Annotated in this window: 21 protein-coding genes and 2 tRNA genes; 18 read left to right on the forward strand and 5 right to left on the reverse strand. The window is 42.6% G+C overall.

What is annotated here, in order from left to right; genetic code table 11:
- Positions 1 to 795: 795 nt before the first annotated feature.
- Together V7K89_RS02620 and V7K89_RS02625 are read left to right on the forward strand one after the other, a co-directional pair.
- On the forward strand, positions 796 to 3,120 hold the full coding sequence (locus tag V7K89_RS02620; RefSeq protein WP_335184193.1) for a PAS domain S-box protein: 2,325 nt from the start codon (positions 796 to 798) through the stop codon (positions 3,118 to 3,120).
- Positions 3,121 to 3,130: 10 nt separating this feature from the next.
- Positions 3,131 to 4,627 carry a hybrid sensor histidine kinase/response regulator gene (locus V7K89_RS02625; RefSeq protein WP_335184194.1) on the forward strand — a complete coding sequence of 499 codons (1,497 nt, stop codon included), beginning with the start codon at positions 3,131 to 3,133 and terminating at the stop codon, positions 4,625 to 4,627.
- A 15-nt stretch (positions 4,628 to 4,642) separates the two neighbouring features.
- On the opposite strand, the gene trhO is transcribed toward V7K89_RS02625, so the two are convergent.
- Positions 4,643 to 5,557 (reverse strand): oxygen-dependent tRNA uridine(34) hydroxylase TrhO, encoded by a 915-nt coding sequence (gene trhO / locus V7K89_RS02630; RefSeq protein ID WP_335184195.1) that lies wholly within the window; start codon positions 5,555 to 5,557, stop codon positions 4,643 to 4,645.
- Positions 5,558 to 5,629: 72 nt separating this feature from the next.
- Here trhO and V7K89_RS02635 point away from each other — a divergent pair.
- The 3 genes from V7K89_RS02635 (at position 5,630) to V7K89_RS02645 (ending at position 8,135) form a co-directional block, all read left to right on the forward strand.
- Positions 5,630 to 5,702 (forward strand) — tRNA-Ala (locus V7K89_RS02635).
- A 275-nt stretch (positions 5,703 to 5,977) separates the two neighbouring features.
- Entirely contained in the window at positions 5,978 to 6,424 is a 447-nt protein-coding gene (locus V7K89_RS02640; RefSeq protein ID WP_335184216.1) for a DUF2127 domain-containing protein, read from the forward strand.
- Between the two features lie 304 nt (positions 6,425 to 6,728).
- Positions 6,729 to 8,135, forward strand: coding sequence for a lysophospholipid acyltransferase family protein (locus V7K89_RS02645; RefSeq protein WP_335184196.1), 1,407 nt, complete (start codon positions 6,729 to 6,731; stop codon positions 8,133 to 8,135).
- An 8-nt stretch (positions 8,136 to 8,143) separates the two neighbouring features.
- On the opposite strand, the gene V7K89_RS02650 is transcribed toward V7K89_RS02645, so the two are convergent.
- Entirely contained in the window at positions 8,144 to 9,310 is a 1,167-nt protein-coding gene (locus tag V7K89_RS02650) for a sulfate ABC transporter substrate-binding protein (protein ID WP_442941564.1), read from the reverse strand.
- A 326-nt stretch (positions 9,311 to 9,636) separates the two neighbouring features.
- On the opposite strand from V7K89_RS02650, the gene V7K89_RS02655 reads away from it, so the two are divergent.
- Both V7K89_RS02655 and V7K89_RS02660 read left to right on the forward strand, forming a co-directional pair.
- Positions 9,637 to 10,791: a Fic family protein gene (locus tag V7K89_RS02655; protein WP_335184198.1), complete on the forward strand. Its 1,155-nt coding sequence runs from the start codon at positions 9,637 to 9,639 to the stop codon at positions 10,789 to 10,791.
- 101 nt (positions 10,792 to 10,892) lie between these two features.
- Positions 10,893 to 11,192 carry a hypothetical protein gene (locus tag V7K89_RS02660; protein WP_335184199.1) on the forward strand — a complete coding sequence of 100 codons (300 nt, stop codon included), beginning with the start codon at positions 10,893 to 10,895 and terminating at the stop codon, positions 11,190 to 11,192.
- A 119-nt stretch (positions 11,193 to 11,311) separates the two neighbouring features.
- On the opposite strand, the gene V7K89_RS02665 is transcribed toward V7K89_RS02660, so the two are convergent.
- Positions 11,312 to 12,295, reverse strand: coding sequence for an AraC family transcriptional regulator (locus V7K89_RS02665; RefSeq protein ID WP_335184200.1), 984 nt, complete (start codon positions 12,293 to 12,295; stop codon positions 11,312 to 11,314).
- Between the two features lie 209 nt (positions 12,296 to 12,504).
- Between V7K89_RS02665 and V7K89_RS02670 the strand changes: the two genes are divergently transcribed.
- The 4 genes from V7K89_RS02670 to V7K89_RS35740 all read left to right on the forward strand — a co-directional run bounded on the left by V7K89_RS02670 (position 12,505) and on the right by V7K89_RS35740 (position 14,658).
- Positions 12,505 to 13,080 (forward strand): SDR family oxidoreductase, encoded by a 576-nt coding sequence (locus tag V7K89_RS02670; protein ID WP_335184201.1) that lies wholly within the window; start codon positions 12,505 to 12,507, stop codon positions 13,078 to 13,080.
- The gene (locus V7K89_RS02675; protein WP_335184202.1) at positions 13,080 to 13,238 is read left to right on the forward strand and encodes a hypothetical protein; all 159 of its coding nucleotides are present in this window, start codon (positions 13,080 to 13,082) and stop codon (positions 13,236 to 13,238) included. The genes V7K89_RS02670 and V7K89_RS02675 overlap by 1 nt, the downstream gene beginning before the upstream one ends.
- 67 nt (positions 13,239 to 13,305) lie before the next feature.
- On the forward strand, positions 13,306 to 14,313 hold the full coding sequence (locus V7K89_RS02680; protein WP_335184203.1) for an aldo/keto reductase: 1,008 nt from the start codon (positions 13,306 to 13,308) through the stop codon (positions 14,311 to 14,313).
- A gap of 111 nt (positions 14,314 to 14,424) precedes the next feature.
- The gene (locus V7K89_RS35740) at positions 14,425 to 14,658 is read left to right on the forward strand and encodes a hypothetical protein (RefSeq protein ID WP_442941566.1); all 234 of its coding nucleotides are present in this window, start codon (positions 14,425 to 14,427) and stop codon (positions 14,656 to 14,658) included.
- Positions 14,659 to 14,894: 236 nt separating this feature from the next.
- On the opposite strand, the gene V7K89_RS02685 is transcribed toward V7K89_RS35740, so the two are convergent.
- Positions 14,895 to 14,967 (reverse strand) — tRNA-Ala (locus V7K89_RS02685).
- A gap of 386 nt (positions 14,968 to 15,353) precedes the next feature.
- Between V7K89_RS02685 and V7K89_RS02690 the strand changes: the two genes are divergently transcribed.
- The 4 genes from V7K89_RS02690 to V7K89_RS02705 all read left to right on the forward strand — a co-directional run bounded on the left by V7K89_RS02690 (position 15,354) and on the right by V7K89_RS02705 (position 18,882).
- Entirely contained in the window at positions 15,354 to 15,869 is a 516-nt protein-coding gene (locus tag V7K89_RS02690) for a hypothetical protein (protein WP_335184204.1), read from the forward strand.
- 6 nt (positions 15,870 to 15,875) lie between these two features.
- Entirely contained in the window at positions 15,876 to 18,002 is a 2,127-nt protein-coding gene (locus V7K89_RS02695; RefSeq protein ID WP_335184205.1) for a DEAD/DEAH box helicase, read from the forward strand.
- 47 nt (positions 18,003 to 18,049) lie between these two features.
- Complete coding sequence (locus V7K89_RS02700; RefSeq protein ID WP_335184206.1) at positions 18,050 to 18,520, forward strand: hypothetical protein; 471 nt, start codon at positions 18,050 to 18,052, stop codon at positions 18,518 to 18,520.
- Positions 18,521 to 18,726: 206 nt separating this feature from the next.
- Positions 18,727 to 18,882, forward strand: a complete 156-nt coding sequence (locus V7K89_RS02705; RefSeq protein WP_335184207.1) for a hypothetical protein — start codon at positions 18,727 to 18,729, stop codon at positions 18,880 to 18,882.
- A gap of 129 nt (positions 18,883 to 19,011) precedes the next feature.
- Here the strand turns inward: V7K89_RS02705 and V7K89_RS02710 are convergent, their stop codons facing one another.
- Positions 19,012 to 19,290: a helix-turn-helix domain-containing protein gene (locus V7K89_RS02710; RefSeq protein WP_335184208.1), complete on the reverse strand. Its 279-nt coding sequence runs from the start codon at positions 19,288 to 19,290 to the stop codon at positions 19,012 to 19,014.
- Positions 19,291 to 19,292: 2 nt separating this feature from the next.
- Here V7K89_RS02710 and V7K89_RS02715 point away from each other — a divergent pair, with 2 nt between their 5' ends.
- Genes V7K89_RS02715 through V7K89_RS02725 form a run of 3 tightly spaced genes read left to right on the forward strand, consistent with a single transcriptional unit; the run spans position 19,293 to position 21,190 of the window.
- On the forward strand, positions 19,293 to 19,799 hold the full coding sequence (locus tag V7K89_RS02715) for a DNA adenine methylase (RefSeq protein ID WP_335184209.1): 507 nt from the start codon (positions 19,293 to 19,295) through the stop codon (positions 19,797 to 19,799).
- Between the two features lie 3 nt (positions 19,800 to 19,802).
- Positions 19,803 to 20,204 carry a hypothetical protein gene (locus V7K89_RS02720; protein WP_335184210.1) on the forward strand — a complete coding sequence of 134 codons (402 nt, stop codon included), beginning with the start codon at positions 19,803 to 19,805 and terminating at the stop codon, positions 20,202 to 20,204.
- Between the two features lie 35 nt (positions 20,205 to 20,239).
- Positions 20,240 to 21,190: a hypothetical protein gene (locus tag V7K89_RS02725; protein WP_335184211.1), complete on the forward strand. Its 951-nt coding sequence runs from the start codon at positions 20,240 to 20,242 to the stop codon at positions 21,188 to 21,190.
- The last annotated feature ends 58 nt before the right edge of the window (positions 21,191 to 21,248 follow it).

Genomic DNA, 21,248 nt, shown 5'->3' on the forward strand with positions numbered 1-21,248 from the left:
TTAAGTGTGTAGGCATTTCAAGCTATTTTGTCTCCTTGAAGCTGTGCAAGTGATATTTCCTTAGTGTAAACTATCAGACATATTTTATACTGCAAGATTTGTATGAAAATTGAAGATTGAACCGACATATATAGCAAAGTGCTGTTAGCGTCAGCAGGGCGTTTAGCCCGTGCTGAGTAAAAATCCAGTTGCTTCAAAGCTTTGAGCAATCATCACTGTCCTAACATTAGTGGCTACGGCTATATCTTTGTGGTCAGGGATGCATCCCAGTTTTTTTTAATGAGAAAATAATTGTCATTGCGTTCGCGTAGCGTCTCGTAGAGAAGAGGAACGACGTTTGCAAGCGTGTCGCAGACAAGTAATCGCATTGACTTGCTGTAAGTTGGATGGAGGATTTTGCGATTGCTTCGCTTATCTTTGCTACACAACGCTAAAGCGAACGCTTGCAATGAACATGCAAAAAAGTGGGATGCTCGCTGTGGAAAGTTTCTTTGAGTACAGACCGATATTTTTTATCCCTAAACATCAAAGAGCTTATGTATGTATGGAATTTTGAATCAGTAAAAGATTTAAAAACCTGTTTTAATAGAAGAAAATCCAATTTCTCTGTTAATTATTTTTTGGGAGGGGTACTTTGTGTAAGATATCCTGTTGGAAAAATAAGAAATCAACATTAATATAAAATTAGTAATTAATAGCAAATAAGAAAATTTTTTCGATAAACAATTAATAGTTATTCAAAATTTAAACTCCTTGAAATTAGTACATAACTATAACTTTGATTACATAACTACAATGCTATTTCCTGAAAATAAAAGCCAAAGTAATTTTAATTTACTTTTCTCTAAAAATCCTAACCCTATGTGGGTATATAACCAGAATAATCTACAATTCTTAGATGTAAATGAAGCTGCTCTTGTTCACTACGGCTACTCACGAGAAGAATTCTTGCAAATGCGAATAACTGACATTCGCCCTTCAGAAGATGTGCCTATTTTGCTTGAATATTTAGAACAAAAGCACTCTAACTTAGATTTTACTGGGCAATGGCGACATCAACGAAAAGACGGACAGATTATTGATGTTGAAATTTTTACACAGACAATAGACTATGGCAGTTATAAGGCTCACTTAGTTCATATACGAGACATCACAGAACACAAACAAATAGAAAAAACTCTTCAACAAAGTGAAGCCAGATTTCGAGTTATTTCTGAAGCTATTCCTGTTCCATTTATTATTTCGCGTGTGTCTGATGGGTTAATTTTATACGCTAATACAGAGTTACTTCAAACATTTCAGTTTTCTCCAGAAGATTTAGTTAATCACAAAAAAACTGGAGATTTGTATTATAATTTGAAAGATTTAGAAATACTGCTAACAGTTCTTAATCAGCAAGGTTTGATTCATAATTATGAACTGCAATTAAAAAAAGCAGATGGAACTCGTTTTTGGGCGATCGCTTCTTTACAGTATTTAAACTTTAACAATGAATCAGCAATATTAACAGTATTTAATGATATCAATGATCGCAAAAATGCTGAAACAAAGCTCCAAGAACAAAATGAGTTTTTGCGGATAATTTTTGAGAGTATACCATTGATGATTGCCCTGGTCAATGCCAATGGGAAACTCCAGTGGGTGAACCAAGAATGGGAAAATATTCTCGGTTGGAAATTTCAAGATTTCCAAACTGATGATGTTTTGGAACTCCTATATCCTAATCCTGAATATCGACAACATGTAATTAGTTTTATGCAGTCTGCACAACGCATTTGGGGTGACTTTAAAACTCAGGTGCACGATGGTCGTTTACTAGATACGTCTTGGACTAATGTTTACCTTTCAAATGGTCAAATTATTGGTATTGGGCAAGATATCACAGAACGTAAGCAAACTGAACTAGCTCTAAAAGCCCAAGCCGAGCGGGAGCAATTGATGCGAACTGTTGCTCAACGGATTCGTCAATCTTTGAATCTTCAAGATATTCTAAATGCGACAGTTCGAGAAGTGCGAGATTTACTTGGGGTTGATCGAGTCGTAGTTTATCAGTTTGACTCAGAGATGATCGGCACAATTATGGCGGAATCAGTGGAACCTGGATGGACGGTTTCTTTGGGCGTAGAGATTCATGATACGTGTTTTCAAACAGGGGTAGGATTGGAATATTATCAGGGACGCAAACGAGCGATCGCTAATATTTATGAAGCTGGACTAACTGATTGCCATATTCGCCTATTAGAACAGTTTGAGGTGAAAGCAAATTTAGTTGTGCCCATTCTACTAGAATTAAGCTCTCAAAACCCTGGTTCTCACATTTGGGGTTTACTGATTGCTCACCAATGCTCTGGTTTTCGTGAGTGGGAAGAAAATCAATTAGATTTGCTCGATCAAGTGACAGTCCAATTAGCGATCGCAATTCAACAATCCAGCATCTTAGAGCAAGCTCAAACTGAACTTGTTCAAAGACAAAAAGCTCAAATCAAGTTAAAAACGGCATTAGCTGAAAAAGAAGTTCTTTTAAAAGAAGTTCATCATCGAGTTAAAAATAACTTGCAAATTGTCTCCAGTTTATTACAACTTCAGTCTCAAACACTAAAAGACCCGGAAATAATCAAAGTTCTTCGAGAAAGTCAAAATCGAATTGAGTCAATATCTCTAATTCACAAAAATTTATATACTTCAGCTAATATAGGACAAATTAATGTTGCTGACTATATCAGTAATTTAGCAGCCAGCTTGCTAATTTCCTATCAAATCTGTCCTGGTAAAATTGCTTTAGAAACTGATATAGATTCAGTAAGCTTGAATGTCGATCAAGCTATTGCCTGTGGATTGGTGATTAACGAATTAGTCTCCAATGCTCTCAAACATGCTTTTCCCAATCAACAAGTAGGCACAATCAGTATTGTTTTACACAATGTAGGCAATAGGATCGAAATGACTATCCAAGATAATGGGATTGGTTTACCAGATAATTTAGATTGGAGAAATACTGATTCTTTGGGTCTGTCGTTAGTACATGACTTGGTTACAGAACAACTAGAAGGCGACATTACTTTAAAACGCAATCATGGAACAGTATTCAAAATAAAATTTACGCAGTTAACTTTGCATTAATAAATATCAAATGGGTCAAGCTAGAATTTTAGTCGTTGAAGATGAAGTGATTGTGGCTAGAACTATTGCTAATCAACTCAGTCAACTAGGATACATTGTTACAGGTACAGCTTCATCTGGAAAAGTTGCCATTGCCAAGGCATCGGAAACTCAACCAGAACTAGTATTAATGGATATTATTCTTAAAGGTGATATGGACGGTATTGCTACCGCTACTCAGATTCGCGAGCAGTTAGATGTACCTATAATTTATTTAACCGCTTATGGCGATGATCATACTTTAGAAAGAGCCAAAATTACTCAACCTTTCGGATACATCGTTAAACCATTTACTACAAAAGATTTAAAAATCGCGATCGAGATTGGTCTGTTAAAACACCGCTTAGAAAACGAACTGCGAGAAAATCGAGATCAGTTAGCAACCCTTTTAAACTCAATGAGTGATGCTGTAATTGCCGCAAATGAGCAGGGAAAAATAACATTTATGAATCCTGCGGCTGAGGTACTGACTGGCTGGCAACAAAAAGATGCTTTAGGAAATGAAGCGGCGAAGATTTTTCATCTTGTCGATGAAGTTACAGAGAATACATTAGAAAACCCTGTGACAAAAGTGCTGCGGGAACAACAGGTTGTTTATTTAGGGGAATTCACATCTTTAATTACAAAAAACGGCAAAAGAGTTCCTATTGGCGATAGTGCTTCACCACTGAAGCGATCTGACCAGATAAACGGTGTAGTAGTTGTTTTCTGGGATCTTAGCGAACGACGGCAATCAAAATTGCTAGAGCAAGCATTGGAAAAGGAGCAAGAACTTAACCGTCTTAAGTCCCTATTTATCTCTACTGTATCTCATGAGTTCCGTAATCCCCTAACTGTTGTGCAAACGGCAGTAGAACTCATGGAAATGCAAGGAGCAAATTTGACAGATACAAAAAGAGGTGTCTATTTAAAGCGAATTCAAGGCGCTGTGCAATCTATGGAAAAACTTATGGAAGAAGTGCTATTTATGGGTCGAGCGGAAGCAGAAAAACTCATATTCAACCCTGCTCCTCTTAACCTAGAGCAATTTTGTCGAGAGTTAATCGAAGATTTTTTGATTGTTAAAAGCAGCGTGTGTGAAATTGTTTTTACCTGTCATAGTGAGAATACGTCTGCTGTAATGGATGAAGGACTTTTACATTACCTGCTTGCAAATCTTCTCTCAAACGCGGTTAAATATTCTCCTCAAGGTGGCAAGATTCAGTTTGATTTAATATGCGACCCAATTGAAAAAGTAGCTATTTTTTACATTCAAGATCGAGGTATGGGCATTCCTGAACCAGACCAAGCTCGACTGTTTGAATCATTCTACCGAGCCTCAAATGTCAAATCAATTCAGGGTACTGGATTGGGGTTAGTAATCGTTAAAAGGTGCGTCGATGCTCATAGGGGTCAAATCAGTGTTACAAGCGAAGTTGGAGTTGGTACTAGATTTACAGTAATTTTGCCCTTAAATTCCGAATTATAAGTTATAAATTCTTCTTCAACTTATATTCTGATTTTTGTTGCCAACTTGGGTTTGGTAGTGGCGCAATTTTTCCTGTTGACGCGCTCTTTTCTCCTCAGTAAGGCTATCGAAACAATAGGGACAGGAAATACCTTGCTCATATTTGGGAGACATCTTATCTTCCTCAGAAATCGGACGCCCACAACAGAGGCACAATTCACAACTCCCTTCTTTCAACCTATGACTAACGGCTACCCGCTCATCAAAAACAAAACATTCTCCTTCCCATAAACTTTCTTGTGCTGGAACTTCCTGCAAATACTTAAGAATGCCGCCCTTGAGATGATAAACTTCTGCAAAGCCTTGGGCAAGCATGAAGGATGAGGCTTTTTCACAGCGAATGCCGCCTGTACAAAAGAGAGCAACCTTTTTGTGTTTAGTTGGGTCGAGATGGTGACGCACATAATCGGGAAATTCGCGGAATGATTCAGTTTGGGGATTTTCTGCCCCTTGGAAAGTACCGATATTCACCTCATAATTATTGCGGGTGTCAATCACGGTTACTTGTGGATCGGCAATTAAATCATTCCATTCTTGGGGATTAACATATATGCCAACTTGCTCATTTGGGTCGATTTCTGGCAACCCTAAAGTGACAATTTCTTGCTTCAACCGCACCTTCATCCGCTCAAAGGGTGGAGTTTCGGTATAGGACTCTTTGAATTCTAAGTCTGCTAAACGGGGGTCAGAACGTAGAAACCCGATAACTGAGTCAATCGCCTGACGCGAACCGACAATTGTACCATTTATCCCTTCAAGTGCCAGCAAAATCGTCCCTTTGACACCTTGCGCTTGGCAGTAAGACAGCAGAGGATCTCGTTTCTCGGCAAAATCTGGCAGCTTAACAAATTTATATAGTGCTGCGACAACTTGGGTATTTTCTGGCTTCATCCCTTTTGTAATAGAACAATATAAGTTACAATAACAACGCTAATCAAAGTTATTCTACTATTTTAAATTTATGGGGGTTTAGCTCAGTTGGTAGAGCGCCTGCTTTGCAAGCAGGATGTCAGCGGTTCGAGTCCGCTAACCTCCATTGGAAATATTTGATTAAAATGTGCTAGGCTCAAGGTTTTTGCTATCCTACGCACATTTTAATCAATCAAAATCCCATTTATGATTAAAATGGGGTTATTTTTCTTGTTAGGCAAGGGGTTTGGGGAGAGAAAAGTATGGTATTGCATCCATTGCACCGATTCAAAGCCATACTTAGTTAGAAGAATCTCTGGATAAGGAGGTGAACTCTGACTTGACAGCACTCAGGTAATTTTGAACGTTCAAAATTTGACTTATTTATATTTAGGGGGTTGTTTGGAAAAGCGTCCATTGGGGTTAGTGGCAATTGTTCTCTACAAATCATTTGCCGCCTTGCTGCTTATGGTTACTTCGATCGCTTTATTATTGACATTAAAAAATTATCAAACTCTAGAGGTGTTTTCAGAAGATTATGTTTTAGAAAGTAAATCGATAATCATTGATTGGCTTTTAAAGAAAGTTGTTAACTTAAATCCTAGAACTCTGGCATTTAGCGGTATTGGAACCGGAATCTATGCTATTGTTACTGCTATTGAAGCCGTTGGTTTATGGTACGAAAAGCGTTGGGCACATGTCTTAGTATTGGGACTTGTCGGTATCAGTATTCCACCAGAGATTTATGAATTAATTCGGGGAATATCTCTGATTAAAACATTAGTTTTTGTGTTAAATTTAGCTGTATTTGTCTATTTATTCCGAAATTTTCCTAAACATCCCAACTAATTTTTGATTCATACTTAGAATCTATCGTTGAAAAGTTAAGGAGTGCTAAGGAACCAAGAGAGCGAAACATAGTGATTAAAAATCTAGACCACAAAAGGCTCAGGGTTTACGCAAAACCAAGACCCCACGTTGTACAATCGCTAGAAATAAGTAGATTGGTGTGGAAAAAACCATGTTAATAAAAATTAAATAGACTCAAACCCTCTTCCCTCCTGCCTTGTCTACGACACGCTACGCGATCTGCCTCCTGCCTCATTCCAACGATAAATATTCACACCGACCTACTTACAATCTGGAGAACGACTTGCCTAGATCGATTCAGTCTACTCAACCACCATTGAAATTTATTCCCCAACGGTTGAATCCGCTGGTACTCCAGATTTTTCGGTGGTTATTGCCGATCGCACTACGGTTTCGGACTCGCCCTTGGCTACCTGCTGGGATTGTCAAGGTTGAAGCCAAGAATGTTGAAGTATTAGCTGAACTGTATCAACAATTTCAGGCTGGAAAAATTCGCTTTTTGTTGGCATTTCGCCACCCAGAGGTGGAAGATCCCCTCTGTATGCAGTATTTGCTTTCTCGGATTGTGCCGCAAGTTGCTCGTCAAAAAGGTATTACCCTAAAATCTCTGGTTCACAGCTATTTTCTTTATGACCGGGGTATGACAGTTTGGGCTGGAAAGTGGCTAGGTTGTCTGTTCTCTTTCTTGGGGGGTGTGCCGGTTCGTCGTGGTAGGCGAATAGATCGGCAAGCTATCCAAAATGCACGGGAGTTGTTTGCTAATGGCGCACTACCGATCGCAGTAGCCCCAGAAGGCCGTACTAATGGTCATAGTGGCATTGTTAGCCCCTTAGAACCTGGTGTTGCTCAAATGGCGTTCTGGTGTGTAGAAGACTTAGAAAAAGCTAACCGTTCTGAGATTGTGATCGTTGTGCCAATCGCCATCCAGTATCACTACGTTGAGCCACCTTGGTCTAAGATAGATTGGCTCTTAAGTAAGTTAGAAGCTGATAGTGGCTTGAAAGTTTTGGAAATTGATTCTGGCAATCGCGAAGAGATTTACTATCAACGCCTCTGTAGGTTGGCTGAATATCTGATTACCGAGATGGAAGAGTTTTATCGTCGCTTCTATCATCAAGACATCCCAAAAACCATCTCAACTGATGAATCTGCTAGTGCTAATCAGGTATTAGTTGCCCGACTTCATTGCTTACTGGATAAGGCTTTACAAGTTAGCGAACAATATTTTGGAGTTCAAGCGCAGGGTAATTTTATTGACCGCTGTCGGCGTTTGGAAGAGGCTGGCTGGAATTACATTTACCGAGATGATTTGCCAGATATCAATGCTTTAGCACCCTTAAAACGCGGTTTGGCAGACTGGATTGCAGAAGAAGCCGACTTGCGAATGCGGCACATGCGGATAGTGGAAAGTTTTGTTGCAGTCACAGCTACTTATATTCAGGAACAACCAACGGCGGATCGGTTTGCAGAAACAGCTTTGCTTGTATTCGATATGCTTTCTCGAATTCAGGATACAACACTTCCGGGGCGACCTCGGTTAGGTTTGCGACAGACACAAATCACTGTGGGAGAGCCAATTTCAGTTACAGAACGCTTCAGAAATTGTCAGGGCGATCGCCAAGCGTCTAGACAGGCTGTGAGCGATTTGACCCAAGATTTGCAAATCGCTTTAGAGAAGATGATTAAATAACAGAAATTCTAAGACTTTTTCGCTCGAATTTTGTCAAAGATTGCACCTTCATCAAAGAATTTTTTCTGAATTTCGTCCCATCCTCCTAAATCTTGAGCTTTGAATATCGTTTTAATTTTAGGAAATTTGCCTTCCATTTCTTTTGAAACAGTCAAGTCAACGGGACGAAATCCTAAATTGGTAAACTCTCGTTGCGACTCTGGGGTGTAAAGAAATTTGATGAATGCTTCGGCAATCGGACGAGTACCATGTTTATCAACATTTTTATCTACAACAGCAACAGGATTGTCGATGGAGATATTAATATCAGGCACAATATATGAGATTTTTTTGCCATTTTTTGCTAGCAAAATCATCTCGTTTTCGTAGTTGAGCAGAACATCTCCTTGATTATCGTTGTAGAATAATTCAGTGGCATTTCGAGCCGTTTTAGGTAACAAAGGTACATTGTTATAGACTTTGGAAGTAAAGTCTATTGCTTGATTTTCAGTTTTGCCAGTTTCTGTTACAGAACCCCAGAGACTAAGAAAATTCCAGCGAGCACCGCCGGAGGTTCTAGGATCAGGTGTAACCACATTTATGCCATTTCGCGCCAAATCTGCCCAAGTTTTGATGTTTTTGGGATTACCTTCACGAATAGCGATCGCGTTTAGAGATTTGGTAACAATTGCATCATTAGGCGCTTCTTTTTCCCACCCAGCTTGAATAAAACCTGCCTGAACAAGTTTATTAATATCAAGGGCAAGTGACAGGTGTACCACATCAGCTTCTTTACCGTCAATCACAGCAAGAGTTTGGGAACCCGACCCATCATAGCTTTGATTGAAAGTGACGTTTTGGTTATGTTCTTTCTTCCACTGTTCGATAAATTTGGGAATGATCTGCTGGTATGCTGCATTAGTAACCGAGTAAGAAACAAATGTTAGGGTTACATCACTCTGGGAAGCTGCGCCAGCATTATCAGTATTACGTGGAGAGCAGGCAGCCATTATTACACTCAAGCTAACTCCGACTAAGAATAGAGACACAACACCCAATGAAGAATATTTGTACAACCAATTTCGTATTAGTTGTACGCGCCACTGTCTTGTAGTATGTAAAGCTTTAGCAATATAAGTCTGAACTAATTCAGTCAAATATCTCCTTAATTTAAAAGTACATTGCCCCTGGTTCATCAAATTTTTACCTTAAATCTGCGTTAAATCGATGTGGATACTGTAGTTAAGGGGCATTATAAAACAGTGGTTAAGAATAAATAACTTTTTATTAACTTAAATTTAAACAAATTATCTTCCTACTGAAATCAACGAGCAAAAAACAGAAGCTGTTCAACTAACCTTGCCAGGTTTTGAGTAAGTGGGGTATTGGGAGATTGAGAAAGGAGGATGATGAGCGATCGCAAATCTTATTTTATCAAACTGCTTATTAATAAAATAAGATTTCAAATTTGCTGTCTTATTTCACGGTGCTAAAATAAGATTCCTAACTCACCAGTTATATTATGCGAAGTGGTCGATATGTAAAACAAATTGAAGGCTATAGTGCATTTATCCCTGCTCCATTACCTCCAGACCCGCCTCTAAAAATGGATGATCCAGAACTTATCTGCCTGCTATCGGATGCTGATCGCGCTTTAGGTAGACTAGATGGTTCTACCTCGATTCTGCCCAATCCTGACCTGTTTGTAGCAATGTATGTCCGTCAAGAAGCAGTACTTAGTTCACAGATTGAAGGTACTCAAAGCACCTTAGAAGATGTGCTTCAGTTTGAAATAGATGTCAAAGGTCAGGAAATTCCTAAAGATGTAGAAGAGGTAGTCAATTATATTCGGGCAATGAATTATGGGTTGGAACGTCTAAAGGAATTTCCATTGTGTCTGCGCCTGATTCGAGAGATTCATGCTCATTTAGTTGACGGAGTAAGGGGAGGCGATAGAACCCCTGGCGAATTCCGAAAAAGTCAAAACTGGATTGGCGCAACAGGTTGTAGCCTAGCTACCGCTTCATTCGTTCCACCACCAGTTGCAGAAATGAACCAAGCTTTAGACAACCTGGAAAAGTTTTTGCATGATACAACATCTTTTCCTGTGCTTATACTTTGTGGGCTAGCTCACTCTCAGTTTGAGACTATTCACCCTTTTTTGGATGGTAATGGGCGTATTGGACGCTTGCTAATTACCTTTTTACTCTGTGAGCGAGGAATTTTACAGCGTCCTCTTTTATACCTTAGCCATTACTTAAAAGCTCATAGGATGGAATACTATGACCGACTCATGGCTATCCGTACAGATGGAGATTGGGAAGGATGGTTAAAATTTTTCCTTCGAGGCATTTTTGAAGTTAGTCAGTCTGCAACTGCAACTGCTCGCTCAATTCTCAACCTACGTGAAGCTCATCGGGAAATCATTGGTCAGAAAATTTCCAGCAGTAATTATGGTTTGCGCTTGTTAGACTGTCTTTTTGAGCAACCTATAGTTACTGTCAGGTTAGTAGAAGATAATCTTCAGTGTGCTTACGTTACAGCTAGCAAAACAATAGAGCAGTTTGTAGAACTTGGACTTCTCAGAGAAATTACTGGCTGGCAACGAAATCGTCTATATCGTTATGAACCATACCTCACTCTTTTTCAACCGTTAAAAGTAGTTACATCTCCATAGAACGACCCTTAGCACAAAGGTCGTTTTTAGGAAGAAGACTTACACTTATTAAAATTTATACCCTTGAAAATGGGTACATTACTTTTCAAGCTCAACTTATAATGCTCCATTTATCTTTGTTAGCTGCCGAAAGTGAAGTCAGAGAACTTGAACTCATCGCCCGATCAATAGCAAGTATGGCAGCATTACGCAAAGTTGCATTACATAAAAAGTTCGGCAGTGGTAAATATTTGACCTTAGCTGAGGCGATCGCACAAGAAAAACCTCTGACCCTTGAAAATATTAATACAATGGTGGATTTTTTTGAGAAATTCAAACCGGACATGGACGATCTAGGGTGGTACGTTGGGACTAATAATATAAGTAAAGGTTTAAAATATACTTTAATGTCATGTCCTTAAGTGAAGCCTTCATCAGAACCGAATTAATAAACCCAGCTTAGGACACAAAAACATTCAGCATACGGTTGTCTCCACAATGTTTTAGCGATTTCTGGCAAGATTAGGGCATATTGAGGAGATTATATTGAACTAGCAGTCTCCCTAGCATTTTCTCGCAGCTGCTCCACATCGCGCATCGGTGGGGCACCAAAGAGCCGCTTGTACTCTCGGTTGAAGTGCGAGGCATCATCGTACCCCACTCGATAGGCAGCACTGGTAGCGTCAAGGTTTTCCCCCAGCATCAGACGGCGAGCCTCCTGGAGCCGCAGTTGCTTCTGGAACTGCAAAGGACTCATTGCAGTGACAGACTTGAAGTGATGGTGAAAGCCTGAGACACTCATTCCCAGTTCTCGTGCGATGCTTTCAATCTTGATCGGCTCGTTAAAGTCTTTACGAAGTCGCTCGACGGCTCTGGCAATGTGGTAGGTGTAGCCACCTAGAACTGCAATATGACGGAGCCGATTACCTTGCTCTCCCATCAGGAGTCGGTAAATGATTTCCCGCTTAATCAGTGGTGCGAGAACATGAGCTTCAGCAGGGGAATCTAGAAGCCTGACGAGCCGCACTACAGCGTCCAACAGATTTGCATTCAACGGACTTACGTCAATCGCTTTCACATCAGCACGGCTGCGCGATGAAGGATACCCTGCCTCGACCATCACTGAGCCAACGAGGGTGGGGTCAAGATCGAGGCGAAGGCTAAAGTACGGTTGCTCCTTGGACGCTTCCAGAATTTGGCTGACAATCGGCAGTTCGACCGTAGCAAGTAGATAATGCATCGGGTCGTACTGATAGCGATCGTTGCCCAGAAGAACTTCTTTGCTGCCCTGAGCAATCACACAAAAGGCAGGGATAGAGACACTATGACAGGATTCCGAAGGCAAGGACGAGCGGTTGAAGTGCAATCCTTTGAGTGGCTCAATCCTCCCATCATCACGAATCGCCTGTGAGATGCGCTCAGTCAGTTCATCTCTGTTGGCTTGCGCTCTGTCTGCCTTGCGCTTTGCCTGCGGGTCATTTATTAAATCGATATCGGACTTTTCACTCGTTTTGGTAGCGTTCATTTCTAAGTTTGCAGGATTGTACAACAATCTTAGACGATCATCCTATTACTTGTTCTCCAGGATTCCTAGAATAAAGCTAAAGCAACAAAAAATGATTTCGGCTTCTTGTAAGCATTCTGGATTTTTATTCAAGAAAAAACTCAGTTTTGATTGGGCAAGAGACTTGCCTGCTAGCCACCGAAATGGCATCAAGTGAAGGAATTAAGAAAATGGACATTAAAAGAAGTGGTTCACAGCCTTCTACCAAAGGATCGGCTGAGTATTTTACCGGCACTGTACGCATTGACCCCCTGTTCAAGGTACACGATCCGGCGCGGGCAATCGGTGCCAGTGTGACGTTCGAGCCTGGTGCTAGGACAGCATGGCATACCCACCCGTTAGGACAGACTCTGATCGTGACGGGTGGTTGCGGCCTCGCACAACGTTGGGGCGGCGCGATCGTCAACACGTCCTCGGGCGCGGGAATCATCGGCATCAAGGGTAGCCCCGCGTACACTGCCGCGAAACATGGCGTCATCGGACTGACCAAGGCGGCGGCGCTCGACTACGCCGCGCAGAACATCCGCGTCAACGCCGTCTGTCCCGGCTACATCGACACCCCGATGATGGGTCGCTTCACCACCGGTGGCACGGACGAAGGGCGCGCGAAGGTGATTGCGGAGGAGCCGATCAGACGGATGGGCAAGCCTGAGGAGATCGCTGCGGCCGTCGTCTGGCTGTGCTCGGACACGGCTGCCTTCATCGTTGGGCACGCCATGGTCATCGATGGTGGCCAAACGGTGTAGTGATTGATGTTTGTCGCCAACACGATCAAACCCTAAATGCACAACAACAAAGCATTGTCGCAATCGCCACCTTCACCGCCAACGGCTATGACGCATATCGCCATTTAGGAACAGCTCGACGGCAAGACAGTGGACTGGATGGAAAAGGTCAGCGATGAACAATACCAGACCTGATCGTAGAGCAAGACAGTTTCGACCTTTAATTCAAAGACAGGAGTTTAAAAAATGCAGAAGCGCAAACTTGGAAACAGTAATCTGGAAGTCTCGGCTATCGGGCTTGGCTGTATGGGAATGAGCTTTTCTTATGGGCCGCCCAAAGACACCCAAGAGATGACCGCTCTTCTAGGGGCCGCCATCGAACGCGGCGTTACATTCTTTGACACCGCTGAAGTCTACGGCCCGTTCTTGAACGAAGAGCTTGTGGGCGAAGCCCTCGCTCCCTTCCGCGGACAAGTGGTCATTGCCACGAAATTCGGATTCGACCTGAGTCCTAATTCCGATCCCCGTGGGATGAAGGGTTCACCCAGACTGAACAGCCGCCCAGAGCACATCAAGCAGGTTGTGGAGGGTTCGCTCAAGCGACTCAAGGTTGAAACAATTGACCTACTCTATCAGCACCGAGTTGACCCGAACGTGCCGATCGAAGATGTGGCAGGAGCGGTGAAGGAACTGATTGAGTCAGGTAAAGTGAACCACTTTGGACTCTCTGAAGCAGGAGTGCAAACGATCCGTCGTGCGCACGCGGTTCAGCCGATCACTGCTCTCCAGAGCGAATACTCGCTGTGGACGAGGACTCCTGAGAAGGAAGTAATACCGACCCTTGAGGAACTCGGAATCGGCTTTGTCCCGTACAGTCCGCTGGGCAAGGGCTTTCTCACTGGCAAGATAGACGAAAGCACGATCTTTGACAGCTCCGACTTCCGCAGCACTCTACCTCGCTTCACGCCAGAGGCTCTCAAGGTAAATCAGGTCCTGATTAATCTGCTTGGCAGCATTGCAGAACAGAAGCAAGCGACACCTGCTCAAATTGCGATCGCCTGGCTGCTTGCTCAGAAGCCGTGGATTGTTCCGATCCCAGGCACCACGAAGTTGCATCGCTTGGACGAAAACATTGGGGCAGTCTCAGTCGAACTCACACCTGACGATCTGCGTAACATCGATGACGCCGCCTCCAAGATCACGGTACAAGGGGCTCGGTACCCCGAAAAGCTGGAGCAAATGACCGGTCGCTAAACGGCAAAAAATCTTTTCTCTGGTTGCATTCCGTAGCTCACTAAGCAAGCCAACACGTGCAAGGCAGATAGCTGACAGCGATAGACAAGGGAGAGCAGTATGTGAGTTGGCATTCTAGGTTCGGGATTGATGTGTGGCAAACTCGGGACGCTTTTCGCCCGTGCAAGGCATGAGGTGGTGTTCAGTTATGCGCGTCGCCACGAGAAGCTGAAGAAGCTCGTGCAGGACGTTCATGGGAACGCGCGGGCGGGCACACTGGGTGAGGCTACGCAGGAAGTCGATCGATGTCCTCTTGCTGGCTGTGCTTTAGTCCCGAATGGACGACGTGTTGAGTCAGACAGGTGACCTGTTGGGTAAAGTGATCGTAAGCTGCTCGCTCTTAATGAATGCTCACAACACCGAACTCGTCATCGTCCCCACCTCGTCGGGTACGGAGGAACTTGCAAAGATGATTCCAAAGGCTCGGGTCGTCTTTGCATTTAACACTGTGCCTAGCGAAGTGCTTTTTAGTGTCTTCGAGGTCCACGGCAAAGTTATCGTTCCACTCACAAGACAGGTTTTGAGTAAGTAGGTTTTAATAATGGAGCTAAGCGGATTCGAACCGCTGACCCCCTCAATGCCATTGAGGTGCGCTACCAACTGCGCTATAACCCCAGAACCCTTAGTAGGTAAGCTTAAAAAGCTTACTAATTAGTTCTATAAATTGTATTAGTTTAATTATTATGCAAGTTTATACAAGTTAAGTCAAGACAACTATATTAAGTTATATTGTACATTCACAAATTAGATGTCGTTAGTTCACAAATTAATGTCGCTAGCATTAACCAACAAAACCCCTGCTATACAAGATTTCTATTAATTTATATGATTATCCAAAAGTGACTAGAGATTTTCAATGTTTTCACAAATTGATGCGATCGTCTAACTCAGCCTTCAATTAAGCAACGCCATTTTCTAAGCAATATCAAGCTACCACAGCCAAAAACAGTAAATATACTAGCTACTAACCAGCCTAGTGTCTTTTATTGTCATAAGGAGCAATGTCCGACCACAAAACATTGGTATCTGCATTGCCACTGAACATCTGCCAAAAGGGAAAACACCACAATATGGTTAGACTTGAGGATTTGACAAAAGGCACGCAAGTACAAGGTATTCTACCAAACAGTATTGTCGCCATCATCGATGGTCAGTGGCATGGCTCTGATGTTGTGGAATTAACATACAAAGATGCTAGCGGCACGCTAGGGAATGAGTTAGTCTTTCGAGATAGAGAACCCACGCTGGAAATAATCACCTTTGGTGGTGCTTGGAGTTTTACTGCTGATAGTGCTAATTTTCGTCTGGCATCAGAAGCGCACCGCATCCGTCTAGCTTATCTCTTCGACTCCTTGCTAGCCGTTCACACTTCTTTAGTCGAACCTTTACCACACCAAATAACCGCCGTTTACGGAGAAATGTTGACTCGACAACCTTTGCGTTTTCTTTTAGCAGATGATCCAGGTGCAGGTAAAACTATTATGGCGGGGTTGCTGATGCGGGAATTGCTGATCTGAGGTGATTTGCATCGTTGCCTTGTGATTTGTCCTGGCAGTTTAGCCCCACAGTGGCAAGATGAATTGTCGCAAAAGTTTCATTTACGCTTTGAAATTCTCACCAATGATCGCATTGAATCAGCAGTAACTGGAAATATTTTTGCTGAAATGCCGTTGCTGATTGTGCGACTAGACAAACTCAGCCGTAATCAAGATTTACAAGCAAAGCTAGCGCAGACAGACTGGGATTTGGTTGTTTGTGACGAAGCTCATAAAATGTCAGCTTCATTTTTTGGTGGTGAAATCAAATCTGACTTGATGCGGCGATTGGTTAAAGAAGATTTGCTGAAATTTGATGGAAAACCGCTATTTCCTGAACGCCAAGCTAGCACTATAGAATATGAACTATCGGATTTAGAAGCGGTACTTTATAAGCGAGTCACTGAGTACGTCCGCGAGGAATTTAATCGTGCCGATGCTTTAGAAAATGAAGGGCGCAAAGGTAATGTTGGCTTTGCTTTGACTATTTTGCAACGTCGGCTTGCTTCTTCCCCAGAAGCTATATATCAATCGCTGCTACGCCGTCAGGAAAGGTTGCAAAAACGGCTAAGGGAAGAAGAAGCTTTGAGGCGAGGAAGTAATGCAATCATTGAATTTAGGCAGATTTTGGATCTGGAAGACTTAGAAGATGATTTAGAGGATATTCCTGGTGAAGAACGAGAAGCAACAGAACAGGAAGTAGTTGACCTAGCTACAGCATTACGGACGATCACAGAATTACAAACAGAAATTAAGCTTTTACAAGAATTAGAACAACTAACACTCCGGGTGCGACGTAGTGGCAAAGATAAAAAATGGGAAGAACTCTCAAATCTACTGCAAAATGATGCCGAAATGTTTCATGCCCAAGGACATCGGCGCAAACTCCTGATTTTTACCGAGCATCGGGACACTTTAAATTATTTGACAGACAGGATTCGGACACTATTAGGGCGTAATGAAGCTGTCGTAACTATTCATGGCGCTATGGGACGCGAAGAACGCCGCAAAGCGCAGGAGGCGTTTACCCAAGATATTGATGTGCAAGTCTTAATCGCTACAGATGCTGCGGGTGAGGGGATTAACTTGCAAAGGGCGCACCTTATGGTTAATTACGATTTACCTTGGAATCCTAACCGCCTAGAACAGCGTTTCGGTCGAATTCACCGGATTGGGCAAACTGAGGTTTGTCACTTATGGAATTTAGTGGCAAAAGGTACCCGTGAAGGCGAGGTGTATTTAGCGCTATTCAAAAAGATAGAGGCAGAGCAGAAGGCATTGGGGGGTAAAGTATTTGATGTATTGGGAAAAGCGATCGCAGGGACAGAATTACGAGAGTTATTGATTGAAGCAATTCGCTATGACGATCAACCAGAGGTGCGAGATAGACTCAACCAAGTCGTACATGATAAACTTGATCAACAGCGACTACGCGAACTTTTAGAAGAACGGGCTTTGGCACGGGATTCGATGGATATCGCCAAAGTGCAGCAAATTCGGGAAGAAATGGAAAGGGCAGAGGCACGGCGGTTGCAACCTCATTTTATTGCTTCTTTCTTACTCAAAGCATTTACCCAATTAGGTGGAACATTGCGTCAACGTCAACCTCAGCGTTACGAAATTAGTCATGTTCCGGCAGTTATTCGTAATCGAGGGCGGCAAATTGGTGTAGGAGAACCGTTGCTGCTACGCTACGAACGCATCTGCTTTGAAAAAGATTTAATCAGCATTTCTGGTAAACCCTTAGCTGCTTTCATTTGTTCTGGACATTCTCTACTGGATGCCACAATTGACCTGACTTTGGAACGACACCGGGATTTGTTGAAACAAGGCACTATCTTAGTCGATGAAAATGATTCCAGCGAAGGAACCCGCGCCTTAGTTTATCTAGAACATTCCATACAAGACGCGCGGACAAATCTAAATGGCTCTAGGCGTTTAGTATCGCGGCGGATGCAATATGTGGAGATTTGCCCTCATCCCCCAACCCCTTCTCCCAATTTGGGAGAAGGGGAGCAATTAGAATTACACCTCTCTCCCAGAATGGGAGAGGGGACGGGGGTGAAGGTACAAAATGCACAGGTTACGCACCTTACCTCAATTACCGTCCGCTAACAGACGAGGAAAAGGGTTTTGTAGAAAAAGTTTTAGAAGAATCTTGGTTGCAAGAAGATTTAGAAGCAAAAGCCAAGAGTTATGCGATCGCTCACCTTGTTCCCCAACATCTTCAAGAACTCAAGCAGCGCAAAGAGGAACTTATTGCTAAGACGATGACAGCAGTAAAAGATAGATTAACCAAGGAGATTAATTACTGGGATCATCGGGCTGAAGAACTGAAAATGCAAGAGGAGGCTGGCAAGCCTAATGCCAAAATTAACTCTGGTAAAGCACGTCAACGGGCTGATGATTTGCAAGCAAGGTTAATGCAACGCTTAGAAGAATTAGAGCAAGAACGTAGATTATCGCCATTACCGCCTATTGTGGTTGGGGGTGCGTTGGTAGTTTCAGTAGGCTTGCTGCAACGAATGCGAGGCAGACAACAGGCAACAACGGCGATGTTTGCCAGGGAGACGGAACGAATAGAACAAGTTGCAATGGCTGCTGTGATGGAAGTAGAACGCAACTTAGGGTAAGAACCAACTGATGTAAGTACCCAGAAGTGTGGCTATGATATCGAGTCGCGTCCCCTCACCCCCAGCCCCTCTCCCATTCTGGGAGAGGGGCTGGGGGTGAGGGCTTACGATTTATTGAAGTAAAAGGGCGAATTACAGGCGCTCAAACCGTAACAATAACGAAGAATGAAATTCTCACCGCCTTAAATAAGCCTGACAACTTTATTTTGGCACTGGTGCAAGTGCCTCCGGCAGATGTAATTGATAGTAATTGTTCAATTCGCTATGTGCGGCCACCGTTTCATAAAGAGCCAGATTTCGCAGTCACGAGTGTAAATTACAATTTACAAGAATTGTGGCAGATGGGGACAGCACCGCAATAATTGGAGATTTTAGAGAATTGATCTGCGATCGCAATTTTGTCAGACTAATCGCTCTTAAGTCTGCGTCCTTTATTGGATAGCTAGTTATCCAAGTAAAAAGGGATGCTTTTGGTGAGAGTAATCACAGGACTAAACTAACTCCTTAGCAGAAATCCTTAGAGGCTCAACTTTATGCCATCGCTTTCCTTTGGGTGCTACAAAGCAAATCTCGACATCGTAACCTGCACTCCTAACAAGTTTTGCTAGAGTTTCAATTTTAGGAACCTGTTTCCCAGATTCAATCCAAGCTAGCTGTGGCTGTTTAATGCCAACCAACTTAGCAAAATCCCATTGATTTAAGCGGCTAGCCTTCCTTAAAGCAATAACTTGTTTTGCACACTGGAATTCAGATTTCAGTTTTGTTTGCATCTTTGGTAGATGATCCCTCAAGTCATCCTGACAAATTTCTAACTGTTGAGGAACAAGAAAAAGGACGCCAACGATTACATGACTTAATTGGGCGAATTGAAAATGTTGAAACAAAGGGAAAGTTAACCCAAACTGTTCACGGTTTAGTATCTTGGGATGACATAACAAATACCAGTGTAGTAGAGGAAGCACAAAGAGAAATTGCTCGTTGCCTTGCTTGGGAAAAAGGTGACGAACCACCAACTAAACCGGAAGAAGTAACAGAGTATTTAAGCAAACATGCACCACCTATTTATGATCCATTTTGTGGTGGGGGTAGTATACCTTTGGAAGCCCAAAGATTGGGGTTAGAGGCACATGGTAGTGATATTAATCCTGTAGCGGTTTTGATTACTAAAGCTTTGATTGAAATTCCGCCAAAGTTTGCAAATTTGTCTCCTGTTAACCCTGATTCTCGCAAAAATTCTCTAAAAACTAAAACATGGTATGGGGCACAGGGTTTAGCTTAAGATGTGCGCTATTACGGGCAATGGATGCGGGAGCAAGCTTTTAAGCGAATTAGACATTTGTATCCCAAGGTGAATTTGCCCTCATCCCCTAGCCCCTTCTCCCAGAATGGGAGAAGGGGGACAGGAAAGGGAGAAGAAAATACTCCCCTGTCCCATCTTGGGACAGGGGACGGGGGTGAGGGCAAAGAAGCGACGGTGATTGCTTGGCTGTGGGCTAGGACTGTGAAATGTCCTAATCCAGCTTGTGGTTGTCAAATACCTTTGGTACGTTCTTTTGAACTTTCAACTAAGAAAGGGAAGGAAGCTTGGATAGAACCAATTATTAACCATAGCCAGCAACCACCTGTGGTAAGTTTTCAAGTGAAGTTGGGCAAGGGTAAAGCACCAGAACCGAAGAAATACTGAACCAAAAGGGAGCTAGTCCCCGGTACAGCAAGAATATGTTGCTGTTCCTAGCACCAAACAAGGCAAAACTGGAGCTATTAGAACAATCTGTTTGCCAGTACCTCGCCTGGAATTCGATTATTCGAGATAAAGTAGCCTTAAACTTAGATGTTTTTCAAAGCAATCAGGCGACAACTAAACAACAGCAAACCGATAAAGATGTAAAAAGTTTAATTCAGGAAGCTTACATCTGGTTGTTAGTGCCGATGCAACCCGACCCCCAAGGAGAGATTGAATGGCAAGAAATCCGATTGCACTCATCAGATTCTCCTATTGTGCAAGCAAGTCGTAAAGCAGTTCATGAAGAACATTTGATTGCTAACTATGCTGCTATTCGCCTGCGCCTAGAAGCCCTCGATCCATATCTCTGGCGCGATGTAAACCACCTCGACCTTAAAAAGTTGTGGGAGTACTTAACGTACTACCTTTATCTACCACGCATCAAAAATCAACAAGTGCTATTAGAAGCGATCGCACAAGGAGTTGCAGCGTTACTGTGGAATGAAAACTTTGCTTATGCCACAGGCTGGGATGAATGCAAAGGACGTTATCTTGGTTTGAAAGCATCTGAACACATTACTGTAACTCTTAGCAATCAAAATCTGATAGTTAAGCCAGAAGTAGCGCAACGCCAGTTTGAGGCAGAAGCTGCTAAACTTCTATCTTCACCAGTAGTTAAAGAAAAAACAGGAAGCTATAAGACTGAAAAGGAAAAAACTATTGACACTGTAGTAACACCAGATGGCTCATCTGATAGCCAAGTAACTGTCATAGTTCCACCAAAATGCTTTTATGGTTCAGTCAAATTGGATGCATTGCGGCTACGACGTGATCCCTCTTTTGTTACTACGGGGAGAGTAGAATCAGGAAGAAAAACTGAAACAGTAAGTAACTCTGATGGTTACGCAGTGCTCTTAAGCAGTAAATACAGTCGGGTTCATAGATAACTACTGTCAACACTATTATTCAATATTTGAGGATGTGAGACATTTTGAGGCATTCAAG

Source organism: Nostoc sp. (assembly GCF_036917515.1).
Taxonomy (GTDB): Bacteria; Cyanobacteriota; Cyanobacteriia; order Cyanobacteriales; family Nostocaceae; genus Nostoc.